The sequence below is a fragment of the Vibrio sp. 16 genome (genome assembly GCF_963681195.1).
GTDB lineage: Bacteria > Pseudomonadota > Gammaproteobacteria > Enterobacterales > Vibrionaceae > Vibrio > Vibrio sinaloensis_D.
Genome location: NZ_OY808997.1, coordinates 597893 through 616372 on the forward strand (window position 1 = coordinate 597893; position 18480 = coordinate 616372).

The 18480-nt window shown below is 45.5% G+C and carries 19 protein-coding genes; 15 read left to right on the forward strand and 4 right to left on the reverse strand.

Annotation, left to right across the window (positions count from 1 at the left end; all coding sequences use genetic code 11):
* Positions 1–3: 3 nt before the first annotated feature.
* On the reverse strand, positions 4–2079 hold the full coding sequence (gene dinG, locus U9J37_RS02695; protein WP_043886648.1) for an ATP-dependent DNA helicase DinG: 2076 nt from the start codon (positions 2077–2079) through the stop codon (positions 4–6).
* A gap of 518 nt (positions 2080–2597) precedes the next feature.
* Between dinG and U9J37_RS02700 the strand changes: the two genes are divergently transcribed.
* Positions 2598–3554 carry a porin gene (locus tag U9J37_RS02700; RefSeq protein WP_005470355.1) on the forward strand — a complete coding sequence of 319 codons (957 nt, stop codon included), beginning with the start codon at positions 2598–2600 and terminating at the stop codon, positions 3552–3554.
* 64 nt (positions 3555–3618) lie between these two features.
* Complete coding sequence (locus U9J37_RS02705) at positions 3619–4275, forward strand: YccT family protein (RefSeq protein ID WP_005470544.1); 657 nt, start codon at positions 3619–3621, stop codon at positions 4273–4275.
* Between the two features lie 64 nt (positions 4276–4339).
* On the opposite strand, the gene bioA is transcribed toward U9J37_RS02705, so the two are convergent.
* Positions 4340–5620: an adenosylmethionine--8-amino-7-oxononanoate transaminase gene (gene bioA, locus U9J37_RS02710; RefSeq protein WP_005470375.1), complete on the reverse strand. Its 1281-nt coding sequence runs from the start codon at positions 5618–5620 to the stop codon at positions 4340–4342.
* Positions 5621–5748: 128 nt separating this feature from the next.
* Here bioA and bioB point away from each other — a divergent pair, with 128 nt between their 5' ends.
* Genes bioB through bioD form a run of 4 tightly spaced genes read left to right on the forward strand, consistent with a single transcriptional unit; the run spans position 5749 to position 9427 of the window.
* Positions 5749–6801: a biotin synthase BioB gene (gene bioB / locus U9J37_RS02715; protein ID WP_038138701.1), complete on the forward strand. Its 1053-nt coding sequence runs from the start codon at positions 5749–5751 to the stop codon at positions 6799–6801.
* Positions 6773–7936 carry an 8-amino-7-oxononanoate synthase gene (locus U9J37_RS02720; protein ID WP_322413888.1) on the forward strand — a complete coding sequence of 388 codons (1164 nt, stop codon included), beginning with the start codon at positions 6773–6775 and terminating at the stop codon, positions 7934–7936. The genes bioB and U9J37_RS02720 overlap by 29 nt, the downstream gene beginning before the upstream one ends.
* A gap of 4 nt (positions 7937–7940) precedes the next feature.
* Entirely contained in the window at positions 7941–8744 is an 804-nt protein-coding gene (bioC, locus tag U9J37_RS02725; protein WP_038214804.1) for a malonyl-ACP O-methyltransferase BioC, read from the forward strand.
* Positions 8741–9427 carry a dethiobiotin synthase gene (bioD, locus tag U9J37_RS02730; RefSeq protein WP_005470440.1) on the forward strand — a complete coding sequence of 229 codons (687 nt, stop codon included), beginning with the start codon at positions 8741–8743 and terminating at the stop codon, positions 9425–9427. Before bioC ends, bioD begins: the two co-directional genes overlap by 4 nt.
* A gap of 50 nt (positions 9428–9477) precedes the next feature.
* Here bioD and U9J37_RS02735 read toward each other — a convergent pair whose 3' ends face one another.
* Positions 9478–9645, reverse strand: coding sequence for a hypothetical protein (locus tag U9J37_RS02735; RefSeq protein WP_005470396.1), 168 nt, complete (start codon positions 9643–9645; stop codon positions 9478–9480).
* A gap of 306 nt (positions 9646–9951) precedes the next feature.
* Here U9J37_RS02735 and htpX point away from each other — a divergent pair, with 306 nt between their 5' ends.
* The 9 genes from htpX to U9J37_RS02780 all read left to right on the forward strand — a co-directional run bounded on the left by htpX (position 9952) and on the right by U9J37_RS02780 (position 17028).
* On the forward strand, positions 9952–10815 hold the full coding sequence (gene htpX, locus U9J37_RS02740) for a protease HtpX (protein ID WP_005470593.1): 864 nt from the start codon (positions 9952–9954) through the stop codon (positions 10813–10815).
* A 181-nt stretch (positions 10816–10996) separates the two neighbouring features.
* On the forward strand, positions 10997–11416 hold the full coding sequence (locus U9J37_RS02745) for a nuclear transport factor 2 family protein (RefSeq protein WP_005470328.1): 420 nt from the start codon (positions 10997–10999) through the stop codon (positions 11414–11416).
* Positions 11413–12138: an SDR family oxidoreductase gene (locus U9J37_RS02750; RefSeq protein WP_005470522.1), complete on the forward strand. Its 726-nt coding sequence runs from the start codon at positions 11413–11415 to the stop codon at positions 12136–12138. Before U9J37_RS02745 ends, U9J37_RS02750 begins: the two co-directional genes overlap by 4 nt.
* Before the next feature lie 10 nt (positions 12139–12148).
* Positions 12149–13429 carry an NAD(P)/FAD-dependent oxidoreductase gene (locus tag U9J37_RS02755; protein WP_005470425.1) on the forward strand — a complete coding sequence of 427 codons (1281 nt, stop codon included), beginning with the start codon at positions 12149–12151 and terminating at the stop codon, positions 13427–13429.
* Positions 13429–14220, forward strand: a complete 792-nt coding sequence (locus tag U9J37_RS02760; RefSeq protein ID WP_005470503.1) for a DUF1365 domain-containing protein — start codon at positions 13429–13431, stop codon at positions 14218–14220. Before U9J37_RS02755 ends, U9J37_RS02760 begins: the two co-directional genes overlap by 1 nt.
* Positions 14217–15461: an SAM-dependent methyltransferase gene (locus tag U9J37_RS02765; protein ID WP_005470409.1), complete on the forward strand. Its 1245-nt coding sequence runs from the start codon at positions 14217–14219 to the stop codon at positions 15459–15461. The genes U9J37_RS02760 and U9J37_RS02765 overlap by 4 nt, the downstream gene beginning before the upstream one ends.
* 1 nt (position 15462) lies before the next feature.
* Complete coding sequence (locus tag U9J37_RS02770) at positions 15463–15987, forward strand: DUF2878 domain-containing protein (protein WP_043886641.1); 525 nt, start codon at positions 15463–15465, stop codon at positions 15985–15987.
* Positions 15944–16504, forward strand: coding sequence for a chalcone isomerase family protein (locus U9J37_RS02775; RefSeq protein WP_043886639.1), 561 nt, complete (start codon positions 15944–15946; stop codon positions 16502–16504). The genes U9J37_RS02770 and U9J37_RS02775 overlap by 44 nt, the downstream gene beginning before the upstream one ends.
* The gene (locus U9J37_RS02780) at positions 16504–17028 is read left to right on the forward strand and encodes a DUF3833 domain-containing protein (RefSeq protein WP_005470527.1); all 525 of its coding nucleotides are present in this window, start codon (positions 16504–16506) and stop codon (positions 17026–17028) included. Before U9J37_RS02775 ends, U9J37_RS02780 begins: the two co-directional genes overlap by 1 nt.
* A 79-nt stretch (positions 17029–17107) precedes the next feature.
* On the opposite strand, the gene purB is transcribed toward U9J37_RS02780, so the two are convergent.
* Positions 17108–18478 carry an adenylosuccinate lyase gene (purB, locus tag U9J37_RS02785; RefSeq protein ID WP_039485274.1) on the reverse strand — a complete coding sequence of 457 codons (1371 nt, stop codon included), beginning with the start codon at positions 18476–18478 and terminating at the stop codon, positions 17108–17110.
* Positions 18479–18480: the final 2 nt, after the last annotated feature.

An 18480-nucleotide genomic window follows, 5' to 3' on the forward strand; every position in this document is an offset into this window, starting at 1 on the left:
ACCTTAGTATTCAATCACACGTTTAAACGGTGGTAGGGAGTCTAGCAATGATTTCCCATATCGTTTGGTTACAATACGGCGATCAAGGATGATGACTTTACCAGAATCCCTCTCTTTACGCAGCAAGCGTCCCACTGATTGAATCAGTTTTTTGCTTGCTTCTGGTACCGTGATTTGCATAAAAGGGTTGCCGCCACGGTTTTCAATATATTCTGCATGTGCTTGCTCTACTGGTGAGGTCGGAACACCAAAGGGAATCTTGGTGATGATTAAGTTCTCTAATAGCTCTCCCGGTAAGTCGAGCCCCTCAGAAAAGCTCCCAGTCCCAAACAGCACACTGGTTTTTTTGCATTGAACGAGTGTTTTATGTTTTTTTAGTATTTCCGCCCTCGACTCTTGGCCTTGAACTTGAAGTGCCCATCCGTTTTTAACGAAATATGTTGAGAGTGCTTCAGCAACCTGATTCATTTGCCAATAGGATGAGAATAAAACTAAATTGGCCTGTTTGTCCTCGATTAAGTTAGGCAAAATATCGATAAGATATTCTGTAAACTGAGGAGCCTGCGGTTCGTATTTCATTTTAGGTACTCGAAGCTCAGCTTGATTTTGATAATCAAACGGAGACGCGAGGGCTAAGAAACGTACGCCATCTTCCGGTTTTTCGCTGATGCCTGCTTGGCGGCAAAAAAAACTAAATGAGTTGAGTGCACGCATTGTCGCAGAGGTGAGTACCGCACCAATACAGCGACTCCATAGTTGTTGATCGAGCTGCCAGCCCACTTCAAGAGGCGAAACATTGACAACAAAATCGCCTTCGCGTTCTGGGCTTACTTCAAGCCATCTTGCAAGCGGAGCGCCTTTTTCCCGTTGAGGCTCTGCCATTAAATTCCAGACAGCTGCAAGGTTATCCATCCTCTGAATATAGAAACCCAACTCCGCCAGTGCTGGCTCAGCCAACCGGTTGGTGAGTTCGCCATCTTTGACTCGCTCGGCAATCAAATCCGCAATTTTCCCGACAGCTTGAGCCCCTTTTTGAGAGAGCTTCTTTAGTTCTTTAGACTCTTCATCAAGCCATGACGGCAGCTCACCATTTTCAAATCGATAGATATTTTCTTCAAAATGAGCAGGGTCAAATCGGGTTGCCAACTGAGATAAAGAGGGTATCAACTGTTGAATCGCATCCTGTAGTTCGTTGCGAAATCGGCTGACTCGTTTTTCATCGGCGAGATTGGCAAACTTGGTCACGGACTGGTTCAAACGCTCTAGCCAACTCGCAGCGCCTTTCAAGCTTGCAGCGGCGGAAGAGTGATCCCGAGCGACATGGGGTAGGTGATGCGCTTCATCGAATACATAGATAGTGTTTTCTGGCTCAGGAAGTATGACGCCGCCACCAAGATCTGCGTCCGCCATTACCAAACTATGATTGGCAATGATGATGTCGGCTTTATCCATTTCAGAACGCGCTTTCTGGAATGGACAACCTCTGTGAGCAGGCATACTCCCATTGCAGCTGTGCTTGTCACTGACGATGAGCTGCCAAATGGCATCATCAATAGGCTTTGGCCAAGAATCTCTGTCTCCGTCCCATTTGTTTTCGGCGAGTCTCTTATACATCAACTCCAGCTGGTCGATCTCTTTCTTCTTTGGCTTGGTCTCAAACATCGCCAGTTGCCCGCCGTCCACACCCGAGGCTGCTGCCAGTTTTTCTGCGCAGCAATAACGTTGTCTGCCTTTGGCGAGTATAAAAGAGAACTCACGATCCGTGATGCGTCTATATAAAGGAAGGTCTTTATTCACCAACTGTTCTTGCAGTGCGACGGTTGCGGTCGATATGACAACCTTTCTGTTGTTGTGCAAGGCGACAGGAATAGTTGCCATCAAATAAGAAAGCGATTTACCGATTCCCGTACCTGCTTCTGCGACAATCATCCGAGTTGATTTGTGATACTCACCACACAGTGTCTTTGTTATCTCTGCGACAAGGTAGTTCTGGGCACGTCGAGGTACAAAGTTATCTAACTGGAATTGGAGGTTTTGATAGCTGTTGCGAATGGATTGTTGGATTTTACTGGTTGTCATACAGAGATCTCTAAAACGGGATGAGGATGATAGCACACTTCTCTAAGCGCTACTCAGCTCACGAAATAGAATCCTTAATCCGCAAATGTGGATCTTGTTCACAAAAAAAAACTGAACCATCAGCGACTTAGATTAATTTCTAAATGTAAAAAATATATAACTCTATCTCATATAATATCGTGGTGATAAATATCATAAGTTTTACTTAAATGTCATCTTTTTGGTGTTTTGTTCTGTTTTTTATTTTTGTGCTTTTACGGATATTTGTCGGGTTTAGGGTATGAACTTGGTCGTAAAATGTGCGCAAAACAATGTAAGTCACTGTTATTAAATGTTTTTATGTTTTTTTACGTGAGATTTTTAGAACATTTGACACGCAGGGCATTCTTTTGCAATCTAGACCCCGCAATTTAGATGGCGATGGCATCAAACCCAAATAGAGGTGAGAGCCATCATCAAAAAACATAAAGGGAACCGGATAAGGATTTCCCAGTTTTAAGAAAAGGCAGTGGATTATTATGAAAAAGACTCTAGTAGCTCTTTCAGTTCTAGCAGCAGCATCAGCACAAGCTGGTATTGAACTATACAACCAAGATGGCGTAACAGTAGCTCTTGGCGGTGACGTTGAAGTTGTTTACGTTAAAGACAAAGCAAAAGGTTCTGAAGCTGAGCAACAAATTCAAGACGCTGACATCAGCCTTGATGTTCGTTATGCAATCAACGACGCGCTTCAATTCGGTGGTTTCTGGCAAATCAACGATGTAGGTGTTGACAAAGACGCTGCAAACGATGGTGACGCTTACGTTGCTTTCTACTCAGATGATTACGGTTCAATCAAGTTTGGTCGTACTTGTGCAAACCTAGATGACGCTGGTATCGGTTCTGACTTCCAGTTCGGTCTAAGCACGTTCTTCGGCGGTGACGACAGCCACTTCTGTGCAGACGAAACAATCCGTTACGATCTTGACAAAGGCGCGTTTTACGGCGGCTTTGCTCTAGTACAAGACAAAAACGGTGACGAAGGTCTAAACAACGACGCTACTTACTTCGATGGTAAACTAGGCTACCGCGTTGCAGACTTCGACTTTACTGCATTCTACGGTGCTGGTGAAGTTGGCGAGGGCGCAGCTGCTCATGATGAGAAGCTATGGTCTGCTCAAGCTCGTTACAACGGTGTAGAGAACCTAGAGCTAGCTGCTGCTTACTACAACATCGATGACTCTGACGTATCAATCGATACTATCGGCCTAGCTGCAACATACACAATCGAAAAAGTTGTGTTTGCTGGTGGTTACAGCACTTCTAAGTCTGACGCTTCAGGCTCAGACAGCTTCAATGCTTGGTATGTAAACGCTGGTTACAAGCTAGCTCCAAACACTACAGCGTATGCTGAAGTTGGTGGTGACAACGGTGAAAACGACCAAGGCGAAAGCAACGAAACTGGCGTTGCTGTAGGTATCAAAGCTTACTTCTAAGCCTAAATACTAGACACTTAAGCCACCCATAGGGTGGCTTTTTTAGTTCATAAAGAGGGATTATATGAAAGCTTTATCAATTGTGATTATGATGTTGCTAACGGCGAGTGTGAATGCTGCTAGCCTAGAGCCTAAAAAAGGCACAAACTTCTTGTTTCTTAACGGTGTCGAGCTTGATGATAAGCGTGAAGTTGTCGATATTCAGTCTGGGCCTATTCAGATAATTGTAAAATATAGTAAGAAGCTAAAAGACTCTGGAGAGGACCGAGTGTTCGACTCAAATCCATTTGTTATTAGCTTCGAAGCTACAAACGATGATATTTCTGTAGTTCCTCCTAAATTGTATACGTATGAGCAAGCAAATAGAGCATTCAAGAACAACCCAGAATGGGTGATTAGAACAGCAGATGGAAAACCAATAGAATACACTCAAGAAGCACTTGATCGTTCAGAAGGTTTTATGCCTTATTTTAATATGCCAGAACGAGTAGCAAAACATAATGAAGCGCGAGGTATCGTGTTCGGCTCTTCGGCAGCACTTGTAGCAAAAGCAGCTGTTGCAGAACAAGCAACTCCTGCAGTGCCAAATACACAGGCTAAGTCAGATAAAGTTATCAAGCCCCTAGACACCAACAACCTTGAACAACTAAAGGCTTGGTACGTTAAAGCGTCTAAGCAAGAGCGAAAAGAATTCCGACGTTGGATGATTGACCAAGAGTAGTCATTCGCTGACGTTTACCATAAGAAAGGCTTCCGTTGCGGAAGCCTTTTTGCGTATCAGCGCTTTAATACTGAAAACAATCGGGAGATGTTAACGCTGACTCAATTGCGGCAATGAGCTTCTCAATATCCGCAGGTTGGCTAATAAACGGAGGCATTATGTAGATGAGTTTACCAAATGGCCGTATCCAAATGCCTTGCTTAACAAAGTGTGCTTGAATGGCATCCATACTGACGGGGTGAGTGGTTTCAACCACACCTATAGCGCCTAGCCAGCGAACGTCTTTCACTAGAGAGTATTTCATCAGGTTAGGTAATAGCTCTGAAAAAATACTTTCGATCTGTTTGGTTTGCTTTTGCCAATTGCCGCTTTCTAATATCTCCATGCTCGCCGTAGCAACAGCGCACGCTAACGGGTTGCCCATAAAGGTCGGTCCATGCATAAAACATCCTGCCTCACCACCACATACCGTATCTGCGACCTCTTTTGATGCTAGGGTCGCCGATAATGTCATGTAACCCCCTGTTAAGGCTTTACCGACGCAAAGTATGTCTGGTTGGATGTTGGCGTGTTCGCAAGCAAACATCTTCCCAGTTCTGCCAAATCCAGTCGCAATCTCGTCCAAGATCAAAAGTAATCCATATTGATCACACAGATCTCTAACTCCTTTTAAGAACTCAGGGTGATAGATTCGCATTCCTCCAGCACCTTGTACTATCGGTTCTAAAATGACAGCTGCGATGTCCTTATGATTCTCCTCGACTTTACGTGTGATATCGTCAAGGTCACTTGGTTGAAACTCCTGCCAGAAACCGGACTTTGGTGATGACGCAAAGATATGTTCAGGCAAGAAGCCTTTGTAAAGTGAGTGCATTGAATTATCGGGATCAGTGACAGACATTGCTGCAAAAGTATCACCGTGGTAACCGTCTCGTAAGGTAAGGAACTTTGCTCGCCTCTCACCCTTAGCATGCCAATACTGGAGTGCCATCTTTAAACTTACTTCGACCGCAACCGAGCCAGAATCGGCTAAAAATACGTGTTCTAAGTTATCCGGTGCAAAGTTGAGCAGTTTTTTGCAAAGCTCAATAGCTGGCTCGTGAGTGATTCCCCCAAACATAACATGTGACACCGTATCGATTTGGAGGTGCGCAGCCGCGTTGAGCTGAGGGTGGTTATACCCATGTATCGCACTCCACCATGACGACATTCCGTCAACGAGTTGATTTCCGTCTTCCAATTGAATCAATACACCATTAGCAGAGACAACAGGGTAGCAGGTCAGAGGTGTTAGCGTTGATGTGTAGGGATGCCAGATATGACGGCGGTCAAAGGCGAGATCCATAGATGTGCGTCCTATTTTATTGGTTAAAAAACAACCATCTGTAAACTTTTAATTTTCTTAATTGTTGACAGTCTACCTGCCGAGGTTAGACTAGCCAAGTAACAAATCTAATAACTAAAGGAATGCACGTGGAAGTACGTCACAACTGGACTGTTGCAGAAGTTCGTGAGCTTATGGAAAAACCATTTATGGACCTCCTCTTCGAAGCGCAACTGGTTCACCGTCAATACCAGCAACACAACCATGTTCAAGTCAGCACACTGCTGTCGATCAAAACAGGAGCATGTCCAGAAGACTGTAAGTACTGTCCGCAAAGTGCGCGCTATAAAACCGACGTAGAAAAAGAGCGCCTGATGGAAGTTGAGCGTGTTTTAGACGCTGCGCAAAAAGCGAAAAGTGCGGGGTCAACACGTTTCTGTATGGGAGCGGCTTGGAAGAATCCTAAAGAGCGTGACATGCCACACCTTAAAAAGATGATTGAAGGTGTTAAAGGCATGGGGCTGGAAACCTGTATGACGCTTGGTATGCTTACGCCAGATCAGGCAAACGAGCTAGCCGATGCGGGTTTGGATTACTACAACCATAACCTCGATACGTCACCAGAGTTCTACGGCAACATTATTACCACTCGTACTTACCAAGATCGCCTTGATACTTTGTCTCATGTCCGTGATGCCGGCATGAAGATTTGTTCGGGTGGCATCATTGGCATGGGTGAAAGCGTCAATGACCGAGCGGGTCTTTTTGTAGAATTGGCAAACTTGCCGGTTCACCCAGAAAGCGTGCCGATCAACATGTTAGTAAAGGTGAAAGGCACACCACTTGAAGAGGTGGATGATGTCGAGCCTTTCGACTTTATTCGCTTGATTGCCATTGCACGTATCATGATGCCAAAGTCGGCGGTTCGCCTTTCTGCTGGCCGTGAGAACATGAATGAACAGATGCAAGCGCTCTGTTTTATGGCTGGAGCCAACTCGGTATTTTATGGCTGCAAACTGCTCACTACACCAAACCCTTCCGAAGACAAAGATATGCTGCTGTTTGATAAGTTAGGAATCAATAGTCAGCAAGTTTCTCAAAAACCAGATGAGATACAAGAAAATGACCTTTTAGACCGAGTTGTCGAGCGCGTAGCTGCAAGACCGGCTAAAGATGATTTGTTCTACGATGCCAGCGTTTAAAGCGCGTATAAAGCGCGAGTTGCAGCGTCGTCAAGAACTCGGGCTTTCTCGTCAAGTCAAAGAGGTCAATTTTGGCAACTGCCCCGTGCTTGAGCATGGGGGGACATTCTTAAATTTTTCGAGTAATGATTATTTGGGCTTGGCTTGCGACGATGAACTGCGCAGGGCTTGGCAAAAAGGGCTTGAGATCTATGGCTGCGGAAGTGGTGCATCGCCACTGGTTACGGGTTTTAGCTCTGCCCATGCGGGGTTAAAGTCCGCGTTATGTGAATGGTTGGGCTTTGAGAGCGCAGTACTATTTGGTTCGGGCTTTGCGGCAAATCAGGCATTGATTTTTGGCTTATTAGAAAAGGGCGATTTATTGCTGCAAGATAAGCTCAATCATGCTTCTTTGATGGAAGCGGGTATGCTTTCCCCTGCAACAATGAAACGCTTTAAGCACAATGATGTTGCATCGCTTAAGGCACTCCTGACCGACGATGCGTTTGTCATCACAGAGGGGGTCTTCAGCATGGATGGCGATCTGTCACCACTTGCAGATATCCGTGATGTGGTAAAGGAGGATTCCTTGCTGGCGGTCGATGATGCTCATGGCATCGGTGTACTGGGGAGTGAAGGCCAAGGCAGTTGTCATTTGGCTCAAATCACTCCTGACGTTTTGGTTGTCACGTTTGGTAAAGCATTTGGCCTTTCGGGCGCGGCAATTCTATGCAGTGAAGAAATGGGCGACTACCTAACTCAATTTGCTCGTCACCACGTTTACTCAACGGCGATACCGCCTTCACAAGCGTATGCCTTAACTTACGCGGTTACCATGCTGCAAACTCAGCATTGGCGTCGAGAAAAGCTCGCGGAGTTACAACATAGTTTCAAAGAGAACTTTAGTGGTTTTCCTGGTTATGTAGAAACAGTAACCCCCATAAAACCGGTGCTACTTGGTGACAGTCACTTTGCTGTGGAAGTATCACAGGCTTTGAAAAGTAAAGGGTTATGGACCACCGCCATCCGTCCACCAACTGTGCCTCAAGGTACGGCGAGACTGCGAATTACATTGACGGCTAATCATGAGTTGTCGCATGTCGTGTCTTTGGTTGAGAACTTAGAACAACTACTTGAGAATGGAAGTATAGGGTGATGGGATGGAACAAGCGTTAGCGGTACACGGGTCGTCATCCAATGATAAAACCGCCATAGCTGAGGCGTTTGGCAAAGCGGCTCAAACTTACGATGCTCACGCGGCGTTCCAGCGTGACGTCGGCCATCGGTTACTCGATTTGATGCCCGCAGACCTGACGGGGCGAGTTGTGCTCGACCTTGGTTGTGGCACTGGTTATTTTTCGCAGATGCTACAGCAAAGGGGCGCTCATGTTGTTTGTTGTGATTTATCGCAGCAGATGCTCGACACAGCTCGAAAACGCTGTGGCGAGCGCAATATGAGTTACCACTTGGGAGACGCAGAGAAGCTGCCATTTGAGGTTGAGCAGTTTGATTTGGTGTTTTCGAGCTTGGCACTGCAATGGTGTGAGGATCTTGCTGATCCACTTAGAGAGATTCACCGCGTACTAAAACATAACGGACAGGCCTATTTCTCTACGTTGCTGGATGGCTCATTGAGCGAGCTTAAGCAGTCGTGGGCAAAAATTGACTCATATCAACACGTGAATGACTTTATCAGTACCAATCAGGTAAAAATTGCGTTAGCGCAATCCGGCTGCGTAAACCATCGACTAGACTTGCCCTCGATCACAGTTTGGTACACGACGGCTTTTTCTCTCATGCGTGATTTAAAAGGCATTGGAGCAACTCATGTTCACGGTCGCTCTCATGGCTTGACAAGCCGTACAGCGCTTCGCCAAGTCGAGCAAGCATACCAGACGTTCAAAAACCATCAGGGTCTTCTTCCTGCCACTTATCAGGTTTGTTTAGGGGTTATTCATCGATGATTGATGCATTTTTTATAGCTGGTACGGATACCGATGTTGGAAAAACAGTTGCTTCAAAAGCAATTTTAAACGCGCTTGCTGAAAATGGCTTAAATACTATTGGTTACAAACCAGTAGCAGCAGGCAGTGAACGAACAGAGCAAGGCTTTCGCAACTCTGATGCACTGTATTTGCAAAGTGCAGCGACAGTTGATGTCGCCTACGATGATGTGAACCCTTATGCGTTAGAATTACCGGCGTCTCCGCATATTGCAGCGCGCCGTGAAGGGGTCGAAATCAATTACTCAGTGTTGAGTGCAAAGTTAACTGAGCACAAAGCGAATTCGGACATTGTTTTAGTCGAGGGGGCAGGCGGTTGGCGCGTTCCGGTATCAGACAGCGACTGCCTTTCATCATGGGTACAACAAGAAAAGCTGCCTGTCGTGTTGGTCGTCGGGATTAAGCTAGGCTGTTTGAGCCACGCAATGCTTACGCTAGATGCGATCAAAGCAGATGGCTTAGAAGTAGTCGGTTGGGTTGCAAACCGTGTAAACCCAGGCACAGAACACTACGCTGAAATTATTGAAATGCTAGAGCAAAAAATTGATGCGCCAAAAATTGGTGAGATTCCTTATGTTCCTAGCGTCAAGCGTAAGGGCTTAGCAAAGTACATTAATGTCGAACCATTAATTAAACGCAATTAATACAAAAAAGGGCAGCCAAGTGGCTGCCCTTTGACTTTTAGAGGGTCGAGCTATTTCTCGTTGCTCAATCCAATCATCGCTTGCTGCATTTCATTAACATGAGTTTGAGCGCCCTGTTCGGATGAAATGCCGAGTTGCTGTTTTGCTTCTTCCTCTGAAATACCAAGGTGACAGCAAAGTAAATCAATAGCCATTTGATAGTTGCTAGTTTCAACCATGATGTTATCCCTTATTCCCATGGATTTATTATCTAAACAAAACTTAGCATGTTTCGCTAATTAGACAATAAGACCAAAGTCTAAAGTTAGATTTGAACGCTTATCTCTCGCTGGGTAGGTATAACTTGGCTGAATGTGAACTGTAGCTAAATGGCATTGACGAGAGATGGAAAACAAATGTTTCAATTTGAGACTTAACCTTGTTTTTAAAGCCGTTAGACTATATCTATATGTTAACTCTGCTGATGCCATCAATCGTGGCACTTAGGGCCAATAATAATAAGCTTCCAGTTTCGGAGAAAAGTCATGAAGCGTGTAATGTTGTTTCTCGCAACCAACTTAGCCGTTGTACTCGTGCTAAGTGTTGTACTAAATATTGTTTATGCTGTAACGGGGATGCAGCCTGGTAGCCTTTCTGGCCTACTTCTTATGGCTGCAGTGTTTGGTTTCGGCGGTTCTTTTATCTCTTTGATGATGTCAAAGAGTATGGCTCTGCGCTCAGTTGGCGGTATGGTCATTGAAAGTCCTCGCAATGAGACCGAGCATTGGCTACTAGAGACGGTTCGTCGCCAATCAGAGCAAGTGGGCATTGGTATGCCTACGGTCGCGATCTATGACTCGGCTGATATCAACGCTTTTGCAACAGGCGCAAAGCGAGATGACTCTTTGGTTGCAGTGTCAACGGGCTTGCTACACAACATGAGCCGAGATGAAGCGGAAGCGGTGCTAGCACATGAGGTTAGCCACATCGCAAATGGTGATATGGTCACTATGACGTTGATGCAAGGTGTAGTGAACACCTTCGTAATTTTCTTGTCTCGTTTCATTGCTAACATTGTTTCTTCTAACAGTGACGAGGAAGAAGGCGGCAGCAACATGATGGTCTACTTCGGTGTTTCTATTGTACTTGAGCTTGTATTTGGCTTCTTGGCAAGCTTCATCACCATGTGGTACAGCCGCCACCGTGAGTTCCACGCAGATGCAGGAGCGGCCCGACTAGTCGGTAAACATAAGATGATCGCGGCGCTAGAGCGTTTGAAAGTGAGTCACGAGTCTCAGCTTGAAGGCTCAATGATGGCGTTTGGTATTAATGGTAAACGTTCAATGACTGAATTGCTGATGAGTCACCCTCCACTCGATAAACGTATCGCAGCACTTAGAAATTCTTAACAGGTCTACAATGTATTGAAAAGGCTTGGCTTTATGCCAAGCCTTTTTTGATCCAAATTTTTGAGTATTACGTAACAAATTAAGCAAGTGTATGCATTTTAATTTGTACAACGTTCTCTAATGTTCTAAGCTGAATTTGTTGTACAAAAATATCACTTGTATAACAAATTGAGAGGTAACGATGAACGTAGAGTCTGTTGGCAACATTTATCAGTGTCTAAATAAAGCGAATTTGCACCTGCTAGAAGGTGTCTATCATCAGGACGTTGTTTTTGAGGATGCTGCCCATCGATTGGAAGGCTGGGATGCGTTGCAAAAGTACTTTGCCTCATTATACGAGAACGTAAAGCGCTGCGATTTCGACATTGAGGAACACCAACAGGTCGGGGATGCTGGCTTTCTGACGTGGACGATGACGCTCGAACACCCGAAGTTGCAGCGGGGAAGTAAGGTCGAGGTGAAAGGAGTAAGTCACCTCAAGTTCGCTGACGGTAGAGTCGTCTACCACCGGGACTACTTTGATCTCGGTGAGATGCTTTATGAAAACTTGCCACTTCTTGGTTCTGTCATCAAGACCATCAAGCAGAGGTTAGGGCAATGAACCGAGTATTGATTACAGGCGCAACATCGGGCATCGGCCAGCGTTTGGCTCGAGATTATGCCGATGATGGCTGGGAGGTGGTTGCTTGTGGCAGAAACATAGCCAAGCTTTCCGAGTTGGAAATGTACTCTGACAGGATTCATTCTGTTGCCTTTGACGTAACAGATTTTGAAAACACTCGCGACGCTCTCGCTACTTTACCCTTTACTCCCACCCTTTGGATTATGAACGCTGGAGACTGTGAATACATTGACGATGGGCACGTTGACGCCTCTCTGGTGAAGCGAGTATTCGATATCAACGTTGTGGGATTAGCGAACGTGATCGAAGCGTGTCAGCATCACTTTGAATCTGGCCATCGTGTTGCAGTTGTTGGTTCCATCGCGAGTGAGTTGGCACTCCCTCGAGCTGAAGCCTATGGCGCGTCTAAAGCCGCGGTAAGTTATTTTGCTCGCGCTTTACAAGTCGATTTAAAAAGCAAATCAATTGACGTTTCTGTTATCTATCCGGGGTTTGTTGAAACACCACTCACCGACAAAAACACATTTCCTATGCCCATGCTTGTAAGTGTCGAATACGCCTCGAAAGCGATACGACTCGGGCTGGCTAAGGGCAAATCACATATTTACTTTCCAAGTAGATTTACTTCAATTTTAAGGTTACTTGGGTTACTGCCATACAGTTGGCAAAACAAACTGACATCAAAGCTCATTTCTGGTTAAGGAGTCCAAAGTGAAAATTGCGATTATTGGTACAGGTATTTCAGGGCTTACTTGTGGTTACCATCTACATAAAGAGCATGATGTTACCGTGTTTGAGGCCAACGACTACATTGGCGGTCACACTGCGACGATCGATGTCGAACTCGAAAATAAAACCTACGCCGTCGATACTGGCTTTATTGTTTACAACGACCGAACGTATCCAAACTTTATTCAAATGATGAATGAAATTGGGGTAAAAGGTTTGCCGACGCAAATGAGCTTTAGTGTTCGCAATGATGCCACTGGACTCGAGTACAACGGCCACACTGTGACAACACTTTTTGCGCAAAAGCGAAACTGGTTCAACCCAAAATTCTACGCATTTATCTTTGAAATCCTTAAGTTTAACAAAGCAGTAAAACAGGTTGTGGAACTTAATAAAGGCCAGCAACAGACGCTGGGTGAGTTCTTAAACACTCAAGGCTTTAGTGACTATTTTTGCGATAACTACATTCTACCAATGGGGGCGGCGATATGGTCGTCAACGTTAGCCGATATGCGCGCCTTTCCTCTCGACTTCTTTGCGCGTTTCTTCCTAAATCATGGTCTGCTTGATGTCACCAATCGACCGCAATGGTATGTCATTGAAGGGGGCTCTCGAGCCTATGTTGAGCCGCTGATTTCCGGTTTTAAAGATCGTATTCGCCTGTCGACGCCTGTCGAGTCAGTAACAAGGGATTCATCTGGTGTTGTGATTAAAGCAAACGGATGCGTGGAGCGCTTCGATCACGTTATTTTTGCTTGTCACAGTGACCAAGCAATGGCTCTGTTGCAAGATGCCAGTTCAACGGAAACCGATGTATTGACAGGATTGGACTATCAAGAGAATGAAGTGATTCTTCACCACGATGAAGAACTGCTCCCCAAATCGAAAGCAGCATGGGCTTCTTGGAACTATCGATTGAGTGGCGGTCAAGATGAGCAAGAGAGAAGGCCAACACTCACTTACAACATGAATATACTCCAACATATTGAATCACCAAAAACCTTCTGCGTGTCGTTGAACAGTTCAGAGCAAATTTCTCCAGACAAGATACTGCGTACCTTCCACTACGATCATCCGGTGTTTAATCAAAAGTCTCTGGCATCCCAGAAGCGCCGTAATGAAATCAATGGTATCAATCAAACCTGGTTCTGCGGAGCATACTGGTATAACGGGTTCCATGAAGATGGTGTGCGAAGTGCGTTAGATGTGGTGAAAGGTCTACAATCTCAAACTGCTGCGGTGTCTCAAAAAGGGGCAGCCTAATGAAGACAGATACACGGTCCACAAGCGCATTGCTCGTCGGCAGCGTCAGGCACCGTCGATTTTCGCCAATCAAACACCAGCTCAGTTATCCACTATTCATGCCTTGCTTAGATCTTGATGGCTTGGCAGAGCTAGAAAAGGATGTGTGGTGTTTTGGTCAGCGCTGGTGGCACTGGGCACGGTTTAAGCGCGAGGACTACCTAGGGTCAGGTTGCCTAAAAACGGCTGTCCAAGACAAAGTGTACGAGCTTACTGGAGATCGGGTCGATGGTAAGGTCGAGGCCGTGGTTCACCTAAGATATCTAGGTATTTACTTCAGCCCGGTAAACTTTTACTACCTTTATAACAAACAGGGGCAGTGGTGTTACCTGCTGGCTGAAGTGAGTAACACTCCTTGGAACGAGAGACACTATTATGCAGTTCCAGCATCGAGCACGCAGGGTTTTGAACAAGATAAGGCTTTCCATGTCTCTCCTTTCAATCCCATCGAACAAAAGTATCAATGGCGAGTAAAACCTTTAGACAGCCGACTGTTTGTACATTTGGAATGTCACCGAGAAAACAAGGAGTTTGACGCGACGTTGACGATGAAAAAGCATCCGTTGTCGTCTAAATTTTTACTTAAGCAACTGATCGTGACACCGATTATGGCAGTAAAAGTAGTTATTGGAATTTACTGGCATGCGCTAAAGCTATGGTTAAAAGGGGCGCCGTTCTATTCACACCCCAAATATCAGTCTGGCGATGACAAACAGGATAAGAGAAAAGAAGTCGAGGAGAATCGAACATGATCAACTCTCAAGCAATACCTTTTAATGGGACACTGACGACTGGGCAAAAAACGGCAAGGTCTATCGCGTTTACTTGTTTATACAAAATATCTAAGGGCTGCCTCACCGTTGTCGAGTCATTTGATGGCGCTGAGAGCAACCAAAGAACAATGTTTGGTCGTCCGAAAAGTGGTGAGCCAAGCGCGCTTATTGAAGTAAAAAATCCTGCATTTTATTCGCGTTTGTTAACGGGTGGTAGTATTGCGGCCGGTGAAGCCTACATGGAAGCTTGGTGGGACAGCCCTGACTTGACCGCGCTTATGGAGCTGATGGCACTGAATATGTCAACGCTGGATTCAATCGAAAACCGCACCAGTTTTATCTCCAAGCTCTCTTACAAGGTAGGGCACTGGCTCAACCGTAATACGGTCGCCAACTCTCAGAAAAACATACATGCGCATTACGATTTAAGTAATGACCTTTACGACACCTTCCTCGATGAAAACATGTTGTATTCATCGGCGATTTTCTCATCTCCCAACGATACGCTGGAGCAAGCGCAAATCAATAAGATGGAGCGCTTGTGTCAGCAACTAAAGTTGCAATCGTCCGATCGTGTCGTTGAGATCGGTACGGGGTGGGGTGCAATGGCTATCTACATGGCAGAGAAGTATGGCTGTCATGTTACAACAACGACCATCTCTGAACAGCAATTTGACTATGCCCAAGCCCAAGTTAAAGCTCGAGGATTAGAAGACAAAATAACGCTACTCAAAGAAGATTATCGCAACTTAACGGGTGAGTTCGATAAACTCGTGTCGATTGAAATGATCGAAGCGGTCGGCAAAGAGTACCTTAATTCATACATTCAGAAATGCCAGTCCCTACTTAAACCAAAGGGCCTAATGGCGATACAAGCAATTACCATTGCTGACCAACGTTACGATTACTACAGTAATAACGTCGATTTTATCCAAAAATATATCTTCCCGGGGGGATTCCTACCTTCAATTACGGCGCTAACACAAGCCGCGACCAAGCAGAGTGACCTTGTGTTGCGAGATTTGTTCGATATCGGTGAGGACTACGCCCATACATTGCGCCAGTGGTATCTCCGCTTCAATGCTGCGGAGGCGCGGGTTAGAGAGCTTGGCTTTGATGATACTTTCATTCGAATGTGGAACTATTATTTCTGTTATTGTGAGGGTGGCTTTAAAGCGAAAAGTATCAGCACCGTACATATGACATTTGAAAGACCCTAATATGAGTGCTCGACGTTTAATCCTCTTATCCACATGGTTTCAGATCATCTGGTTTCTTGCCATATTGGGTAGAGAAGAGTGGGTATGGCTGACGTTGAGCCTTGTGTTTGTTACCCAACTCTTGTCCGTTGGGCTCAGCCAAATTCGATTGGGGGCATGGTTAGGGTTGCTAGTACTCGGTGTATGTACAGACTACGCCAACTACTATTTTGGCTTGTTTCAGTTTGAACCAAGCCGTTTTCCAATCTGGCTCATCCTCCTTTGGGCTATCTTCCTCTGGTATGCCAACTATTTAACGCCGATTCTGAACCAATACCACCCAGTTCTCGTATCAATAGTGAGTGGGATAGCTGGCGCAATGAGTTACTTTGCCGGCATGAAACTCCAAGCGGTTGCCTTCCCACATGGTAACGTGACGACTCTATTGGTTCTGTTCATCGAGTGGTCACTCCTTATTATTGTGATTAAGAAGGTGTATAGCCATGAGCCGAATCTTTCAGTTGATCAAAAGGGGGCTAACTTTTAGCCTGCTAGTCTCATCCACGAGCTATGCGGCACCAGTAGACAGCGAAACTGAATGGAACACGTGGCCAGCTGTGGGAGAAGCTCAGTTGTCGCTATTTATTTTTGATGTCTATCAATCACGACTCCAAACGCCCAATGGAACTTATTCTGTTGATGCTGACATTACGCCTCATCCTCTAGCACTTTCGATCGATTACCAAAGAGATATAAGCCAGCAGCAATTGCTTGATGCAACCGAGGACCAGTGGGAAGAAATGGGTTTCGATAAGCAACTCTCACAGAGATGGATTCAAGAGTTGGTGACCATCTTCCCAAATATCGAGAAGGGACAAAACCTCACTTACGTGACTGATGGCCAAAGCGGGCACTTTTATTTTCGTTCGAATGAAATGGCATCGCCGACACGTATCGGCTCAATCACCGACGAGAGCTTGAATGACGCCTTTCTCGCTATCTGGCTTTCACCCAAAACTACGTACCCTAAACTGCGAGCACAACTAATAGGACTTAGCCAATAATGAAACTTTTGAAAACCTTTCTTCTAACGTTAGTTTTTGCCGTCACGGGGTGTTCCGCTGACTTAGACAGCTACCAAGCATCAAATCCACGCTTTGACCTTTTCGACTATTTTGAAGGTAAAGTGACCGCTTGGGGTATGGTTCAAGATTACACCGACAAGCAAACCCGTCGTTTTACGGTTGAGATTATTGGCAGCGTTGAAGGTGACACGCTCACACTGGTTGAAGATTTCGTGTTTGATGACGGAGAGATAGACCAGCGAATTTGGGTGATTAATCGAGATGGTGAAGGTAGTTATGTCGGTGAAGCAGATGATATCATCGGACAGGCAATGGGCAAAGAAGTCGGTAACGCGCTTCAGTGGCAGTACGACTTTGAACTAAAAATGGATGATTCATCCGTGGTGGTTGGGTTTGATGATTGGTTATATCGTCAAGACGAAAAGCACGTATTCAACTCAACCAAAATCAAAAAGTTTGGCATTGAGGTTGGAGCGATAACCCTCTTCTTTCAAAAGCAATAACGCTCAACTTAATCACACTGACAAACAAAAAGGGCTGATGTGTTTACATCAGCCCTTTGATATTTAACTGTTGAGAGGATTACAGCTTATCTGTCAGCTCGATTGCTTGACCGATGTAGTTCGCCGGCGTCATCTCTTTCAGACGTGCTTTCTCGTGCTCAGGAAGCTCAAGACCGTCGATGAAGTTACGCATTGCTTCGCCGTCTACACGCTTACCACGAGTTAGTTCTTTTAGCTTCTCGTATGGTTTTTCGATGCCGTAACGACGCATTACTGTTTGTACAGGCTCTGCCAATACTTCCCAGTTTTGGTCTAGTTCAGCAAGAAGTGCTTCACGGTTAACTTCTAGCTTGCTGATACCTTTAAGCGTAGAGGTGTAAGCGATGATAGCGTAGCCCACACCCACACCAAGGTTACGTAGAACTGTTGAGTCAGTTAGGTCACGCTGCCAGCGAGAGATAGGCAGTTTCTGTGCTAGGTGGCCGAATACAGCGTTCGCAAGACCTAGGTTACCTTCTGAGTTTTCAAAGTCGATTGGGTTAACTTTGTGAGGCATGGTTGAAGAACCGATCTCACCAGCAATAGTTTTTTGCTTAAAGTGGCCTAGTGCAATGTAACCCCAAACGTCACGGTCGAAGTCAATCAGAATTGTGTTGAAGCGAGCGATTGCGTCGAACAGTTCAGCGATGTAATCGTGTGGTTCGATCTGAGTTGTGTAAGGGTTCCAAGTAACGCCTAGAGATTCAGTGATGAATTCTTCAGAGAACTTATGCCAATCAAGCTCTGGGTAAGCAGAAAGGTGTGCGTTGTAGTTACCTACTGCACCGTTGATTTTCGCTAGGATTTCAACGTTTTCGATTTGCTTGAATTGACGCTCCATACGGTACGCCACGTTTGCCATTTCTTTACCCATAGTAGATGGAGAAGCAGGCTGACCGTGTGTACGAGATAGAAGAGGAATGTCGCGGTATTCCACTGCTAGCGCTTTGATTGCGTCGATTAGGTTACGGATTTCTGGAAGAATCACATTCTCACGCGCTTCTTTAAGCATTAGAGCGTGTGATGTGTTGTTGATGTCTTCAGAAGTACAGGCAAAGTGGAAGAACTCGTTTACTGCGTGCAGTTCAGGAACATCAGCAACTTTTTCTTTTAAGAAGTATTCAACCGCTTTTACGTCGTGGTTAGTTGTACGCTCGATCTCTTTGATACGGCGTGCGTCTTCTTCTGAGAAGTTTGCAGCAAGGTCGTCTAGGAATTGGTTTGCTTCAGCGCTAAATGCTGGTACTTCAGCGATTTCAGCCGTTGCAGCAAGCTTTTGTAACCAGCGGACTTCAACGATAGTACGGTACTTAAGTAGACCATATTCACTGAAGATTTCGCGCAACGCAATTGTCTTGCTTCCGTAACGACCGTCTACTGGTGAAACAGCAGTCAATGCTGACAGTTCCATGA

Bases quoted from the DNA above. Each gene is read 5' to 3' on its own strand.
- bioA (WP_005470375.1), bottom strand. From the start codon at position 5,620: ATGGATCTCGCCTTTGACCGCCGTCATATCTGGCATCCCTACACATCA.
- htpX (WP_005470593.1), top strand. From the start codon at position 9,952: ATGAAGCGTGTAATGTTGTTTCTCGCAACCAACTTAGCCGTTGTACTC.
- U9J37_RS02760 (WP_005470503.1), top strand. From the start codon at position 13,429: ATGAAGACAGATACACGGTCCACAAGCGCATTGCTCGTCGGCAGCGTC.
- U9J37_RS02745 (WP_005470328.1), top strand. From the start codon at position 10,997: ATGAACGTAGAGTCTGTTGGCAACATTTATCAGTGTCTAAATAAAGCG.
- bioD (WP_005470440.1), top strand. From the start codon at position 8,741: ATGATTGATGCATTTTTTATAGCTGGTACGGATACCGATGTTGGAAAA.
- dinG (WP_043886648.1), bottom strand. From the start codon at position 2,079: ATGACAACCAGTAAAATCCAACAATCCATTCGCAACAGCTATCAAAAC.
- U9J37_RS02750 (WP_005470522.1), top strand. From the start codon at position 11,413: ATGAACCGAGTATTGATTACAGGCGCAACATCGGGCATCGGCCAGCGT.
- U9J37_RS02720 (WP_322413888.1), top strand. From the start codon at position 6,773: ATGATTTGTTCTACGATGCCAGCGTTTAAAGCGCGTATAAAGCGCGAG.
- U9J37_RS02770 (WP_043886641.1), top strand. From the start codon at position 15,463: ATGAGTGCTCGACGTTTAATCCTCTTATCCACATGGTTTCAGATCATC.
- U9J37_RS02705 (WP_005470544.1), top strand. From the start codon at position 3,619: ATGAAAGCTTTATCAATTGTGATTATGATGTTGCTAACGGCGAGTGTG.
- bioC (WP_038214804.1), top strand. From the start codon at position 7,941: ATGGAACAAGCGTTAGCGGTACACGGGTCGTCATCCAATGATAAAACC.
- U9J37_RS02735 (WP_005470396.1), bottom strand. From the start codon at position 9,645: ATGGTTGAAACTAGCAACTATCAAATGGCTATTGATTTACTTTGCTGT.
- U9J37_RS02775 (WP_043886639.1), top strand. From the start codon at position 15,944: ATGAGCCGAATCTTTCAGTTGATCAAAAGGGGGCTAACTTTTAGCCTG.
- U9J37_RS02780 (WP_005470527.1), top strand. From the start codon at position 16,504: ATGAAACTTTTGAAAACCTTTCTTCTAACGTTAGTTTTTGCCGTCACG.
- purB (WP_039485274.1), bottom strand. From the start codon at position 18,478: ATGGAACTGTCAGCATTGACTGCTGTTTCACCAGTAGACGGTCGTTAC.
- U9J37_RS02765 (WP_005470409.1), top strand. From the start codon at position 14,217: ATGATCAACTCTCAAGCAATACCTTTTAATGGGACACTGACGACTGGG.
- U9J37_RS02700 (WP_005470355.1), top strand. From the start codon at position 2,598: ATGAAAAAGACTCTAGTAGCTCTTTCAGTTCTAGCAGCAGCATCAGCA.